The organism is uncultured Marinobacter sp. (genome assembly GCF_963974375.1).
Taxonomy (GTDB): Bacteria; Pseudomonadota; Gammaproteobacteria; order Pseudomonadales; family Oleiphilaceae; genus Marinobacter.
Map to the genome: position 1 here is coordinate 1 of NZ_CAXBDN010000001.1, position 14,564 is coordinate 14,564.

Below are 14,564 nucleotides of genomic sequence, written 5' to 3' on the forward strand. Positions count from 1 at the left end.
TGACGATGATGTTTTGCTGGCGATGTTGAAGCAACGTGGGCGCGATTGGTCCGAAGTCCGGCCGGAATGGGGACTGGCCAATAATGCGGCAATCGTTTTTGCGAGGCGCGAACTGACCCGAAGCGTGGACCTTGGCGGACGGGTATTTCTTCATGAGTATGACCCGGACATGGATCCAAATGGCGACATCCTGGAAAGCCTGCTCAGCGCGCCCATGGTTGTCGCCAACTGGATTAACCTGCAGTATTTTGCTTCGGTTACTTCACCCCAGACTTACGGATCCGGAAACAAACTGTTGCATTCGGTCATTGGTGGCAAGCTGGGCGTAATAGAGGGAAATGACCCGCAGCTGAGAATAGGGCTACCACTTCAGTCGGTCCATGATGGGCAGCACTGGCGCCACGAGCCGGTTCGGCTTACGGTTTTGATTGATGCGCCGCGGCATCGAATCGAGCGCGTATTGCAACAGCGAAGCGAGGTCGCTGCCCTGGCTGAAAACCAGTGGCTTTTTCTGTATCGACACACAGGAAATGGCGTCGAATGTTACCGGGAGGGGGCCTGGCACTCACCAACGGGAGGCAATGGATCGGGCTCCTGAGCCCGATCCTCGGCAACGTTCGTCACAGGGGATGATTACCATTGCAAACGACTGCCTGAAGCCCCGGCAACTTTTCCGGCTCCTGCGGATGGGGTTCACGAATCCGGGTTATTGCAATATATGGACAATTTCAGCCTGTTCTGGTCTTCCCGACACTATGTCCTTTCATTAACGCGCTCTCAACCATTCCTCCAATGGCTCGACGGCCATTGGCCGGGCGAACCAGTAACCCTGAAACAGTTCACAGCCAAAGCCCCGCAGTGCATCAAACTGGGCCCTGGTTTCTATGCCCTCAGCCACGGCGATCAGATCCAGCTCATTGGCCAGAGCGATGACACCTTTGCACACGGCTGCATCTTTCTCATTCTCCGTGACGTCCTTGATAAAGCTGCGGTCAATCTTGATCTTGTCAATTGGCAGGGCGCGAAGGTAACTCAGGCTCGAAAAACCGGTACCAAAGTCATCTATGGCTGTTGCTATGCCCATGTCTCTCAGGGCATGAAGAATATCGACGGCGCCGTCGGTATCTTTCATCAGAATCCCTTCGGTGAGCTCCAGCTCCAGATGACGGGGCGGCAACCCCACCATGGTCAGCGCCTGCTGCAAGGTGGCAAGGAAACTGGACCGATGAAACTGGGTTGGCGAAAGGTTCACCGCCAGCCGGCCACTGAACAACCCTGCGTTGATCAGCTGAAGCGCATCGCTGCACGACTGTTCCAGCACCCAACGGCTGAGGGCGGTGATCTGCCCGGTCTCCTCAGCAATGGGAATAAACTGGGCGGGAGAGATGGCACCCTTTACCGGGTGATGCCACCGCACCAGTGCTTCGAGGCTCACCAGCTCGCCCTGGGCATCCAGTATCGGCTGGTAGTTCATATGAAGCTGATTGCCTTCAATGGCATCCTGAAGGTCATTCTTGAGTGCTACCCGGCGCTGTAATTTACTGTCGAGATCACCGGTGAAACGCTGCCAGGTATTCCGGCCCATCTGTTTGGCCTTGTACATGGCCATGTCAGCCTGCTGGATGAGTTTCTCCGGCGCGTCGGTGCCCGGTTCCAGAACCGCGATACCGACACTCGCTGAAATATGAAGTTCATGGGGGTTCACCCGATGGACCCGCTCAAGGGCTTCGATGACCCGTTCGGCCACAATCGCTGTTTCATCAGCGGTGGCCAGGTTTGGCAGCAGCAGCACAAATTCATCACCGCCAAATCGAGCCAGGGTGTCGCTTGGCCGCAGTATGGATGACAGCCGCTCAGTCACGCTTCTGAGCAAAAGGTCGCCGACCTTGTGTCCGAGGGTGTCATTGATGGGTTTGAATTCGTCCAGATCCACAAACAGAACCGCCAGAATATGGCCTTGTCGTTTTGCCAGCTCAAAATCGTGCCTCAGGCGATCATTGAACAGAGCCCGGTTTGGCAGGCCCGTGAGCGCATCGTGGGTGGCCTGATAAGCCAGTCGGTTCTCCTGCTCCCGCTGCTCGGAGATATCCGTCATGATGGCCGCGAAGTGACTGATGCGACCGGACTCATCACGAACCGGGGCCATCGAGAGCTGATTCCAAAAGGGAGTGCCGCGCTGATGGTAGCTTTTGAGGGTTATTTTCAGGGGCGCTCCGCGGCGTACGGCAGTTTTCACCTGTTTCAGGTCTTCCGGGTCAGTCCCCGGGCCGTCCAGTAACGTCGCTTTCTGACCGATCATCTCGGCCGCTGTGTAACCGGTAATTTTGGTGTAAGCGGCATTGACGTAAATCGTCTTCGCCGTGCCGGAGCGCACGTCGATAATCAACACCGCGTTGCGGCTGGCATCCAGGCTTCGGCGAAAGACCCGTTCCGACGCTTCGGCTCTGACCCGGCGGGTGACGTCCTTCGCAACTCCAAAAGCACCAGTGACCTTGCCATCCACCACAATGGGAATGAATGTAATATTGTAGTGAACCGGTTCTTCAGCGGGCGCACTGAGGGCCACGGAGAAGTTCTGGGGGTGCCCGGCCAAAGCGTTGCCAAACGCCGTTTCAAAGGACTCCTGATCATCCTCAGGCATCGCACCAGGCTGACCTATAATATCGCGGTAGTGCAATGGCTGCGTGTCCAGATCACCATGCTCCACGATGGTCGCGCCCTGCGGATTGATTTCCCGATAGAAACCCCGGGTATCGAAGCCAAAAATGGCATCCGGGCTCTGGGTAAATAGCGAGCGAAACTCCTGTTCCTTTATATTGAGTGCTTTGAGATGATCTTCCCGTACCGACAGGAGTGAGCGACTGATAATCAGCAGATAGCTGAACACCAGGCCCATCAGGATGATCAGCAGTGGCAACTGCCCCCGCAGGGTACTGAGCCCTGGCTGATCGGCATAGACCCCGATATGTAACTGAAGACCTTCCGGAAGTTGCCTGACTGCCTGCCCATAGAGAATCTGGCCGGTCGTGTGCTCAGCCTCTGAGTCGTCAGACTGCGCGGATTGCGGCGTCATCAACGCAACGGCAACGTCAAACCGGTGACCTCCCGATGGGAACAGGCCACTGAGCATGTCGTTAAGATCAAGGGAAGCCAGCAACAGATAGTCCGATCCATCACTGGCGGTCACCGATAGCAGTGCCTTGTGCCGATTGGACTTGTCCGGGATCAGCCAGCGGGTTTCTGACGGCTGGCCTGACCGCAGCCAGGCCTGGACCCGGGGTTCCGCAACCTGCTCGCTGCCCCATCGCTGGTATTCGGCATCCCCCGTGGCTTGCCAACGCATTGCGGCTTGCCCGTCAAACAGATAGAGCGCCGTCAGGGCAGAAATATCGTTAAAGTAAGCAGTTGAATCCTCGTCCAGCAAAGCGGGCGGGACGTCAAACTCAAGGCTCTGCCAGCGCCGCAGCATTCGTTCAAGAGCGGCCTCGTGCAATCGAATGCTCTTTTGCGCGAGTATGCTGACACTTTCGGCGAGCCGGGTTGCGGACCGGGTCCGCTCATCATGATGGGCCCAGCTGGCCACGGTGGCCAAAACAAACGTTAAGGCTACGGAGGCAACACCGGCGAAGATGGCAGCTGGTCTGGGTATCAGGCGGGTGGCAGCATACTTCCGTGCTGCCACCAGCAGAACGCCAACCGCAAGAAAAATAACGAAAGAACCGCCCCGGCCAAAGGCCAGGCTGCCGGGCAACTGCACCTTTGGCAACTGATCCAGGATCAGACCACTAAAGCCGACCAGGGCGCTGCTCGTCAGAAAGATAAGGAATAAGGCTTGCAGCCTGAGATCGCGCGGGGTTTCGGTCATCGAAAACTCGTACATCTACCGTCGAGCTGAAAGACTCCCTCCATACTCACGCATCGAATGACGTCATACCAAAGCTGCCTGCTTCGGGTAAGCCGCCTATCATTGGACCTGAGTGAATAACATGCAATAGGTTATTGCCGCTCTCGTGGCGAGGTCCATGTTAAAGGTTGTAAAACATGAAACAGATTAATGTCTTTTCGTTATCTTTCGGGTCAGCGAACCCCATGTCCTTGGGAATCACTCCCTCCCGTCACATGCAGAAGCCATTGAGAAGGCGGTTTCAAGGTGTTTATACTCGACAGCCTAGGCATGAAGTCTGTGAACCGCAGTCAGAAAAACAAGAATCGTCGACGCCGGCAACAGCGTGGCATCGACTCCATAAACATACACAAGGCTTATTGATGAAACTCGATCAGGCAATTCAGGAGCGTCGCTCCATCCGCGGGTTTACAAACGACCCGATTCCCCGTGAACTGCTGGAAGAAGTAATCGCACTGGCAAACCGCGCACCCTCCTCCATGAACACCCAGCCCTGGCACCTTCATGTACTGACCGGCGAACCGCTGGAGCGGGTCCGTCAGGGCAACACCGAAAGAATGCTTGGTGGCGTACCCCCTACCCGTGAAATCGAGGATTACGGTGCCTACGAGGGTGAACATCGCAAACGCCAGGTGGAAATCGCAGTACAACTGTTCGAGGCCATGGGTATCGAACGGGATGATAAAGAGCGTCGTCAGGACTGGGTCATGCGGGGTTTTCGTCAGTTTGATGCGCCCGTTTCCATTGTGGTCTGCTTTGACCGGGACCTGCTGAACAACACTATCGCTCACTTTGACACCGGTGCCATGACCTACGGTCTGGTACTGGCCGCCTGGAGCCGGGGCCTTGGTGCGGTCATTAACGGTCAGGGCATCATGCAGAGCCCGGTGGTGCGGGAAGTGGCTAACATTCCCGAAGACCAGGTCATTCTCACCTGCGTCGCCCTAGGCTGGCCGGATGAGGAGTTTGTAGCCAACTCGGTGATCTCCCGCCGGCGCCCGGTGAGCAATACGGCACGCTTCGTCGGCTTCGAAGAGTAAACAATTCAAGGCCTGAATGATCATGGAATCGATCATCACAGCGTTTGCAACCGGGTTCGGCCTGGGTTATTCACCCTGGCTGCCCGGCACGATCGGGGCGCTGCCAGGCCTGCTGCTGGCCTGGGTGATTCTCCGCCAGTCCCGACGGCGACAGGTCCTGAGCGTGCTCTTTCTGATCGTTCTGGCGGTGCCGGTTTGTCACATTACCTCCAACACCCTTGGTGGCAAGGACGACTCGCGGATTGTTGCTGACGAATTCCTCCTGTTTCCCGCGGCCGTGGCACTCCAGTCTGCTGCGCGCCATCCTGCCGTGCTGCTCGGCACCTTCGCGGTCAGTCGGGTAATGGATGGACTGAAACCTCCACCGGCGGCACAGGCAGAGGGCTTTGCCGGTGGCCTGGGCATTGTGCTGGATGACCTGATCGCCAATATTTACCTGTGGCTTCTGCTGGCGGCTGGTATCGCGGGACAGAGGCGAATCAGCAAGCACAGGTAATTAAATCCGCTCCAGTTCCTTGCCGGAGCCCCGGGTAGCAAACCAGTCCTTTCAAACGATCGTATGAGCCCTCTGATGCCAACAAGCCAGCGAGGTTCATATGCCCTACCAAGCCCCCACCAACGATCTGAAATTTCTGCTGTTTGACGTACTGGGCGTTGACCGCCTCAGTGAACTGGATACCTACACCGACGCCACCAGGGATCTGATTGAAGCCATTCTTGGAGAGGCCGGCAAAGTCTCGGCGGAAGTCCTGGCACCGACCAACCAGGACGGCGACCGGATTGGCTGCCAGTTTGATCCGGAGACCAAGAGTGTCACCACGCCCCCCAGCTTCAAACCGGCCTACCGTCAGTTTGTTGAAGGCGGCTGGACTGCGCTGGACTCGCCGGTGGCCCACGGCGGCCAGGGTCTGCCCCATACTCTCAAGTTTGTGGTGGATGAGATGGTCTGCTCCACCAACCTGTCACTGGGCATGTACGCAGGCCTCACCCACGGCGCCATCTCCGCGCTGTATGCCCACGGCTCCGATGAGCTCAGGAACACCTATCTGGAAAAGCTGATCAGCGGCGAATGGACCGGCACCATGTGCCTGACCGAGCCCCAGTGCGGCACCGACCTGGGCCTGATCCGCACCCGCGCCACGCCAAAGGAGGACGGCAGCTACGCCATCGAGGGCACCAAGATCTGGATCACCGGCGGTGAGCATGACCTGGTGGATAACATCGTGCACCTGGTGCTGGCCAAGCTGCCCGGAGCACCGGACACCACCAAGGGCATCTCGCTGTTCCTGGTGCCCAAGTTTCTGCCCGATGGCGCTCGCAACCCCGCCTTCTGTGGCGGCCTTGAGCACAAGATGGGCATCAAGGGCTCCGCCACCTGCGTGATGAATTTCGAAGGCGCCACCGGCTGGCTGGTGGGCGAGCCCAACAACGGCATGGCCTCCATGTTCACCATGATGAACGAAGCCCGGCTAATGGTGGGTATGCAGGGCCTGGGGCTGGCCGAGCGGGCCTACCAGGAGAGCCTCGCCTTCGCCCGGGAGCGCCTGCAAAGCCGTTCCCTCAGTGGCCCGAAAAATCCCGATGGCCCGGCGGATCCGATCATCGTGCACCCGGATGTCCGCCGCATGCTGATGCAGCAGAAGGTCATGAACGAAGGCATGCGGGCAATGGCCCTGTTCACCGGTCATCAACTGGATCTGTCCGTCGCTCACCCGGACGCTGATCACCGCGAGCGGGCCGACGACCTGGTGCAGCTGTTAACTCCGGTGGTGAAAGCGTTCCTGACCGATGAAGGTTCTGCCAATGCCAACATCGGCCTGCAGGTGCTTGGTGGCTCCGGTTTCACCACGGACTGGCCTCTGGAGCAACTGGTGCGGGACGGCCGTATTGCCCGTATCTACGAAGGCACCAATGGCATTCAGGCCATGGACCTGGTGGGTCGCAAGCTCCGCCTCAAGGGCGGCCAGCTTTTTGCGAACCTGTTTCAGGAGCTCACCGGCTACCTCGAAGCAACCCCCGATGCGCCGCATCAGGCAGCGCTGAAGGATGCTATTGCATCACTGCAGGAAGCAACCCAATGGCTGGCCAAAATGGCACCACAGGACCCGGAGCAGGCCGGTGCCGCTGCCACACCCTATCTGCGCCTGACGGCGTTGACGGTGATCGCTTACCTGTGGTCACGGATGGCGGCAACGGCCCAGGCCGGCATTGATTCCGGAGAAGGCAATCAGCGGTTGTTCGAGAGCAAGCTGGTCAGCGCACGGTACTTCATGGAGCGAGTACTGCCGGAACATCAGTTGCTGAAGCTGGATATTATCAGCGGCAAGGACAGCATCATGGCCTTCGAGGACGATCACTGGGCTGCCTGAATCTGGTGATCGCTACCCTGCAGCACCGATGCTGCAGGGTCCGACCAAAGCCCTCATTCAGCGCGGTTTGTATTGAGTGGGGCAGTAACCTCGCAGCACCCCGGCCGGACGCAAGGCCAAATGCTTGGTTCTGCGCCCGCTGACCCGCTGGCGCCAAAGCCTGAAGCTACGACCCTTGAGTTGACGCCGCATCAGCCCGATCACCGCTTTCTCGTCCAGACCGTAGGTCGCTGCGATCGCCTCGAAAGGTGTGCGATCTTCCCAGGCCATTTCGATCACCCGGGAAAGGTCGGCGTCGTCCAGTGCGGATGGCAAAGGCATCAAGCTCACTCAGGCTCACCCGTCTATTTTGGCAAGGGAAGCCGCCAGGGCTTCAACCCGCTGATTGGTCTCGCCAACCAGGGTATCAATTTCACCCGCCGACACACTGGACTTGCGCGCCAGTGTTCGCACCTCGTCGGCCACCACCGCAAAACCGCGCCCGGCTTCGCCGGCCCGGGCCGCCTCGATGGTCGCGTTCAGGGCCAGCAGGTTGGTCTGATCGGCAATGGTATTGATGGTTGAGAGTATGCCGCTGATCTTGCTGCTTACCTGTAGTACGGAGTCCATGGCCTCCTGGGTCTCATTGAGCGCCAGATGCCGGTCCGTGATATCGATACCGAAGAGCACATAACAACGCACATCACCGTTGAAGTGCTTCAGGGCCACCACCTGGTAGTCCAGTGCAAGTGGCGGCATGCCTGCCAGCTCAACGGAATCCCTGCCGCTGAACTCTGCAGTGGTTCGCAGGGCATTCAGATTATCAGTGGTCAGCTTCGACCAGAGCGCCCTGGCAACCTGAGTGACCTTGTCGTTGCTTTCGTATTTGTCATGCATCAGCGTGTTGGCGGACAGGAAGCTGCCATCCGGATTGAACTCCATGGTGATCATGGACCGTTCAATAGCCTCCAGACGCCGGGTGAAGTCGACGGTCTCCTGCTTGCTCCGGGTAATATCAGCTTCTACCGAAATAAACCGCTCCACCCGGCCACGCTCATCGAATACCGGTGCGATGGAAAGCGACACCCAGTAGGGTGTGCCGTTTTTATGGTAATTGAGGATTTCGGTGTAAAAGGGCTCCTGCCGGTCCAGGTGATAGCGGATGTTTTTAATGGTTTCAGGATCGGTGTCCTTGCCCTGCAGCATCGGTCCGGGCTTCTTGCCCCGGGCCTCTTCCAGGCTGTACCCGGTCAGTTTTTCGAAGCCGGCGTTGATGTACTCGATCTTGCCATCGGCATCCGTAATGATAATGCCGCTGTTGGCCTGATCAGCCACCAGCGACAGCATCTCCATTTTTTCCCGCTTTTCCACTTCTTCGGTCACGTCTTTGATGAACGCGGTATAGGTAATGCGACCGTCAAACTCGATTTTACTGATGGCGGCCTGGCCCCAGAGCCAGCTACCGTCCTTGCGTTGTACGTTGAGCTCCTTGTAACTGCCGACAATCCGGTTTTCGCCGGTCTTGCGGTTTCGATTTACAAAACCGTCGTGCTGGGACTGGATGCTCTTGGGCACCAGCATTTTCACGTTATTGCCCAGAACCTCCGACCGGTTATAGCCCCACACTGTTTCGGCAGCCTTGTTAAAGAAGGTGACGTTATTGTTTTCGTCGATGGACACCACCGCATCCATCGCCTGTTCCAGAGTCTGGTTCATCATTTCCCGGGCGTAACGCTCGCTGGTGATATTGCGTACGAAGACCGTGCGCTTCCGGGACTGACTGCCCGGCTCTTGCGACGCGGCCAGCTCGGCCCAGAAAGCCCGCCCGCTGGCACCGGTCAGTTGCACTTCCCTTGGCCGGCCATTGGCGCCAATGACAGCGTGAAGATCCGACGCAGGAAACAGACGGGAGGACGGTTGGCCAACGACGTCAGCCCGGTTGTACCCCCACAACTGCTCTGCTGCTGCATTAAAGAAAGTGACCTGGCCCTGCTCATTGACGGAAACAATCGCATGGGGCGCCTGCTCCAAAGCACGGACGTGCTGAGACTGCGAAAACAAGCGTGAAAATAGACGAAGCATAAAAGGTGAATCCTGTGCCGGGGGCAGCCGGGCTGGCTGTAGTGTGCCGATTTCGAAAACAGGTCGGAGAACATTGAATCGTTGTCAACGGGTATCGGCTTGACGGCTAAAAACGTTAGCCACTTTTACGGATAAAGGTCATGGAGCGGTTCATCGGGCGCGGTAAAAAATGTCTTAACAACCTGCCATTGAACCCGGCTCAAAGAGTCTGAATCAGCATCGGAATGGCGCAGGCCAGCTGCGAATGCACACTAAAGAGTCACTTTTAACCGGCCCTGCTCTCTCCGCCGACCACCCAAGTCCCTTCCGGATACCCGCCCCCGCTGTACTCAAACCACTCTGGCAAGGAATGGCATTTTATTTGCTAGCAATATTTTGATATTTGCTAGCAAATAAAGGAGCTGTCCCTTGCTGACCAACCAGCGAGTTCTTGTCATCGGAGGTAGTTCAGGAATCGGAGAAGCCACCGCTTTGCGGGCTGCCAGCCAGGGTGCCCGGGTAACCATCGCATCCAGAACGACCGACCGGCTTGAGTCCGCCCTGACACGTCTACCTGAAGGCGTGTCTGCCCGGTCGCTGGACGTGTGCATCGATCCCGATGTTGAACACTTCTTTACGACTCATGAGCCCTGGCACCACGTGATTCTGGCCGGATCTTCCACCCAGGTAGGCTCGATAAAATCACTTCCGCTTGAGCAGGCCCAGGCCGGTATGCAGAACAAATTCTGGGGGGCCTATCACGTCGGGCGTCATGCCCGGATCGTCAAAGGCGGGTCACTGACCTTCGTTTCTGGTGTCTATGCCCAGCGCCCCAACGTCAACGCGGTGTTGCAGGGTGCAATCAATGCCGCGGTGGAAGGGCTGATGAGGGGGCTTGCGCTGGAGCTCGGGCCATCCGGCGTGAGAGTCAATGCGGTATCGCCAAGCACCACCGCGACACCTCTCTGGGACCGCCTGGGCGCGGCCGGGCGTGAGCAGAAGTTTTCCGACATGGCGCGACGCCTGCCAGTCGGCAGGGTGGCCCTGCCAGATGATATCGCCCAGGCCATTCTTTTCGCCGCCACCAATGGCTTTGCCACCGGCTCCACCGTGCTGGTGGACGGCGGCGATGCCCTGGTGTGATCCCACATCACCGATTCCGAGGAGAAACCTTATGAAACTTCTGAACGTTCCGGTCATTGACCTTGAACCCTTTCGCCATGGCGACGACGCCGACAAGCAAGCCGTTGCCGAAGCCGTTGACCGGGCCTGTCGCGACATCGGTTTTCTGGTCATCAGCGGCCACGGGGTCAGCACCGACCTCATCGCCCGCACCCGGGAGATCTCACGGGCCTTTTTTGATCTGCCACTGGCTGAAAAACGGAAAGTTGCACGGCCATCCGTTGAGACAACCCGGGGATACATTGGCGTCGATGAAGAATCCCTGGCCCGTTCCCGGGATCCCAAGGCACCCGGCAGCGACCTCAATGAAAGTTTCATGATCGGACCAGTAGACACCCCGGCGGCGGATTACGCCTGTGCACCAGAGGCCGGAAAGCATTTCGCTCCCAACATGTGGCCGGAGAATCCACCGGAACTGAAAGAAATCTGGTCCGATTATTACCGGGAAATGGGCTCGCTGGCGGCCTTGCTGATGCGCATTTTTGCCATGGCACTGGGCCTTCCGGAAGATCACTTCGATAACAAAATTGACAAACACATCAGCCGCCTGCGGGTCCGCAACTACCCGGCGCAACTGGAGACTCCTGCTCCAGGTCAGATCCGGGCCGGCGCCCATTCCGATTACGGCAGCCTGACCATCCTCGCCACTGAAGACAAACCCGGCGGACTGCAGGTCTGCAACGCCAATGGCGACTGGGTTGACGTACCCATCGTGCCGGACTGCTTCATCATCAACATCGGAGATCTGCTGGCCCGCTGGACCAATGACACCTGGGTCTCCACCCTGCACCGGGTGGTCAATCCGCCAGCCGGTGCCGGCAGCGAGACCCGCCGCCAGTCACTGGTGTTCTTCCATAACCCCAATTACGACGCAGATATCACCAACCTGATACCAGAGACGACAGCCAAATACCCACCAACCACTTCCGGTGATCATCTCAGAGCACTTTATATGGCGACCCAGAATGGCTGACAAAGCCCGGCAGCACCGGTAAACGCAGCCTGTCCCGGACGGAACCCATACACAACCTTTGTATAACGCCGGTTATCGCCTCTCCGGAGCCGCCCAAATCCCTCAGCGGCTCCGGTTCTTTCCTCAGTAGTTGTCATACTGACACTTGTCAGGCTACCATCAGTGGAACAAGAAAAATAAACCTACACCGCGCCTGGCGATGGTTGGCGCTGTTCTGTTTTAACCAGGCAGCCCCGGCTTTGTGGCCACCATTTATCCAATCTGATCGGAGGACGCGCATGGAAGCTGACAACAAGGATAATAATCCGGAACTTACTGGCAGCGACCAACTGACCGAAGCCGTCGTCGACGGTGTACAGGACACATCCCTGACCGAGTTGCGCAGGGACCAGATTTGCGAGGCGGCGCTTGAGCTGTTCCTGAAAAAAGGGTTTGCCTCAACCACCATTCGTGACATCTGCGCCCAGTCAGGTGTCAATCAGGCCAGCATCTACGATTACATTGCCAACAAGAACGACATTTTGAGGCGGCTATTGAACAAGCTTTGGTTCAGCTCGGATGTGGTCAATCTGGCAGATCGCATTGTTCAGCATCAGGATGCGCCGTTTGAGGAGCAGGTCACCGAGTACCTGAGGGACTCCTGGACCAAAAAACGCAAGGGAACCTTACTGGCTTACCGGGCGGTGCCACACCTGCAGGAGGACGACCGCCGCGCCATGCGCATACGGGATGAGACCGTCATCCACTCATTGGCCAGCCAGCTCAGGCGCATGGCAAAACTGGCTGACAACGATCCCCGGGCAGAGATCCTCGCCAACCTGATCATTTTCATGGCCGCCTTCGCCCCGATGCGGGACTGGCTCCACAAGAACGTCGATGACGAGATCATTCTGTCCACTGTTGCTGCCGGCATCAATGCCATGGTGGTCCACCTGGCCGAGCAGCCAAACGAACCGGCCGAACTCTGACCTGATTTCCGGCCCATACAAAAAAGCCGGTCAGCCATGGAATGGCTGACCGGCTTTTCAAGTCCTTCGGGAAAGGTTGTCAGGCTGTTGCCAGACCTCCGCCCCCTGCCCGGTTCTGACGCCAGACCACAAAGTACATCACCGCGCACAACAAGCCGCCGACGATGGTGGTCCAGAATCCCGGGAAGCTGAAGGCGAAGCCTGCGGCCACGAACGGCAGCTTGAGCCAGCCACTGACCTTGCCCGCGCCCAGCATATAGCCTTCGAGGCCACCGGAGATAAACATGATGCCGACAATGATTGATGGCAACACATAGAACAACGGCGTCAGATCACCCTGCAGCACCAATGCCGGCTGGAACAGGAAGAACAGAGGCACAAAGTAGATCACCACCCCCAGCCGCATGGCCGTGAACGACGTCTTCATGGGTTTGGCTCCGGCGATGGTGCCCGCCAGGAAGGCCGCTGCCCCCACCGGTGGCGTAATCACCGACAGCATCGCGTAATAGACGATGAAGAAGTGCACCGCAACGGTATTCAGGCCACCGACCTCGATAATCGCCGGCGCCAGGGTCACCGCCAGGAAGATATAGGCGACGATGGCAAGGCCCGCCATGCCCATGATGAAGCAGGCAAGAACACCGAAGAAGATGATCATATAGATGTTGCCACCGCCCATAGCCACCAGGCCGGACGTCAGTGATCCCGTCACACCGGTAATGGTCAGGGCACTGACCACAAACGCAATGGGCAGGATAATGGCGGCAGTCTGGGTGACCAACACCCCGATCTGACGAGCGGTCTCAAACAACCGGCGCGGTGTCATCCGGGTTTCTTTCTGCAGGAAGGACAGGGCGATCATCAGAATGCAGGCATACCAGGGAGTGTAATACTCCCAGCGCATGTACAGCAGCCCCCAGATCAGGAAACCCAGAACCAGCAGGAACGGCCAGCCGCGCATCAATACCTTGCGGGTGGACGGCAGATCTTCCTGCGGCATACCTTTCATCCCGGTACGGGCAGCGTAGGCATCCACCTGCAGCATCAGGCCGAAATAGAACAACAGTGACGGGATGATGGCAGCCAGCAGCACTGTTGCGTAATCCACCCCGATGGTAATGGCCATGACGAAGGCAATGGCCCCCATCACCGGAGGCATCACCACACCACCGGTAGACGCACAGGCCTCGATGGCTCCCGCATAATGGGCCGGATAGCCCACTTTTTTCATGGTGGGAATGGTGATCGAACCGGTACCGGCAATGTTCGAGAAAATGGAACCCGACAGACTGCCCATAAAGCCGCTGGCCACTACCGCAACCTTGGCAGGACCGCCACGATAGCGGCCAAAGCCGGCGTTGGCCAGATCGATAAAGAAGTTACCGGCTCCGGTCGCCAGCAGCACCCCGGCAAACACCAGGAAGCCCAGCACGATCTCGGCGACAATCTTGGTGGTGATGCCCATCATGCCTTCGGCACGGAAGACGTGGGCTTCGATCATGTATTCAAAAGTGTAGGGAATGCCCATCAGCAGTCCCGGGAAGTAATCCGCCACCAGCGGATACATACCCAGCAAAATAACCACCAGCAGGAAGGGAATCCCGCCACTGCGGCGGGCCAGCTCCATCATCAGTAACCAGATGACGACGCCCATATAGAGATTGGTCCAGCCCGCCTGCACCATGTCCCAGGCGTTGGCGGCAAAATAGAAACTGATGGCCAGCGAAACCGCAGCGGCGACCAGATCGTACACCGGCACTTTTTTCTGGCCGGGATACGCCGGCAGCGCAATAAAGGCTGCTGCCGTAAAGAAACCGATAAAAACCCAGTAGTACTCACCTTCCAGCAAACGCTGGCCATTCCAGGTAAACCCGAAAATATAGGCAAGGCCCATCAAAAGTCCGCACACACTGAAGGTGACAAAGAGAATGCTTTGCCAGGAAAACAGTTGGCCGAGGCGGGTAATCTCGGACGGCGGTATGATTTCTTCATTAGGAGAGGAAGTAGTGGTCATGACGCCTCAGACGAAGAGTTGCACAGTTGCTCGGGAACCAGGAGGCAAAGCAATGCGGATGTAGCGGGTAACCC

At 57.9% G+C, this 14,564-nt stretch carries 11 protein-coding genes; 7 read left to right on the forward strand and 4 right to left on the reverse strand.

The annotated features are described in order from the left end of the window. The coding region (locus AAC035_RS00005) for a putative inorganic carbon transporter subunit DabA (protein WP_339798618.1) at positions 1-598 on the forward strand (598 nt) is incomplete at its 5' end. 168 nt (positions 599-766) lie between these two features. Here the strand turns inward: AAC035_RS00005 and AAC035_RS00010 are convergent. Further along, complete coding sequence (locus AAC035_RS00010; protein ID WP_339798620.1) at positions 767-3,865, reverse strand: EAL domain-containing protein; 3,099 nt, start codon at positions 3,863-3,865, stop codon at positions 767-769. A gap of 401 nt (positions 3,866-4,266) precedes the next feature. Between AAC035_RS00010 and AAC035_RS00015 the strand changes: the two genes are divergently transcribed. The 3 genes from AAC035_RS00015 to AAC035_RS00025 all read left to right on the forward strand — a co-directional run bounded on the left by AAC035_RS00015 (position 4,267) and on the right by AAC035_RS00025 (position 7,313). Continuing rightward, the gene (locus AAC035_RS00015) at positions 4,267-4,944 is read left to right on the forward strand and encodes a nitroreductase (protein ID WP_339798622.1); all 678 of its coding nucleotides are present in this window, start codon (positions 4,267-4,269) and stop codon (positions 4,942-4,944) included. 22 nt (positions 4,945-4,966) lie between these two features. Continuing rightward, positions 4,967-5,440 (forward strand): phosphatidylglycerophosphatase A, encoded by a 474-nt coding sequence (locus AAC035_RS00020; protein ID WP_339798625.1) that lies wholly within the window; start codon positions 4,967-4,969, stop codon positions 5,438-5,440. A 100-nt stretch (positions 5,441-5,540) separates the two neighbouring features. Continuing rightward, on the forward strand, positions 5,541-7,313 hold the full coding sequence (locus AAC035_RS00025; protein WP_339798628.1) for an acyl-CoA dehydrogenase C-terminal domain-containing protein: 1,773 nt from the start codon (positions 5,541-5,543) through the stop codon (positions 7,311-7,313). Between the two features lie 57 nt (positions 7,314-7,370). On the opposite strand, the gene AAC035_RS00030 is transcribed toward AAC035_RS00025, so the two are convergent. Together AAC035_RS00030 and AAC035_RS00035 are read right to left on the reverse strand one after the other, a co-directional pair. Continuing rightward, on the reverse strand, positions 7,371-7,634 hold the full coding sequence (locus AAC035_RS00030; RefSeq protein ID WP_339798631.1) for a TIGR03643 family protein: 264 nt from the start codon (positions 7,632-7,634) through the stop codon (positions 7,371-7,373). A gap of 15 nt (positions 7,635-7,649) precedes the next feature. After that, positions 7,650-9,374, reverse strand: coding sequence for a PAS domain S-box protein (locus AAC035_RS00035; RefSeq protein WP_339798633.1), 1,725 nt, complete (start codon positions 9,372-9,374; stop codon positions 7,650-7,652). A gap of 408 nt (positions 9,375-9,782) precedes the next feature. Between AAC035_RS00035 and AAC035_RS00040 the strand changes: the two genes are divergently transcribed. The 3 genes from AAC035_RS00040 (at position 9,783) to AAC035_RS00050 (ending at position 12,476) form a co-directional block, all read left to right on the forward strand. Then, positions 9,783-10,496 carry an SDR family oxidoreductase gene (locus tag AAC035_RS00040; RefSeq protein ID WP_339798635.1) on the forward strand — a complete coding sequence of 238 codons (714 nt, stop codon included), beginning with the start codon at positions 9,783-9,785 and terminating at the stop codon, positions 10,494-10,496. Between the two features lie 31 nt (positions 10,497-10,527). Then, the gene (locus AAC035_RS00045) at positions 10,528-11,508 is read left to right on the forward strand and encodes a 2-oxoglutarate and iron-dependent oxygenase domain-containing protein (protein ID WP_339798638.1); all 981 of its coding nucleotides are present in this window, start codon (positions 10,528-10,530) and stop codon (positions 11,506-11,508) included. A 278-nt stretch (positions 11,509-11,786) separates the two neighbouring features. Then, a complete protein-coding gene (locus AAC035_RS00050; RefSeq protein ID WP_339798640.1) occupies positions 11,787-12,476 on the forward strand; it encodes a TetR/AcrR family transcriptional regulator in 690 nt (229 codons plus the stop codon). A 79-nt stretch (positions 12,477-12,555) separates the two neighbouring features. On the opposite strand, the gene AAC035_RS00055 is transcribed toward AAC035_RS00050, so the two are convergent. After that, entirely contained in the window at positions 12,556-14,490 is a 1,935-nt protein-coding gene (locus AAC035_RS00055; protein ID WP_339798643.1) for a TRAP transporter fused permease subunit, read from the reverse strand. Between the last annotated feature and the right edge of the window lie 74 nt (positions 14,491-14,564).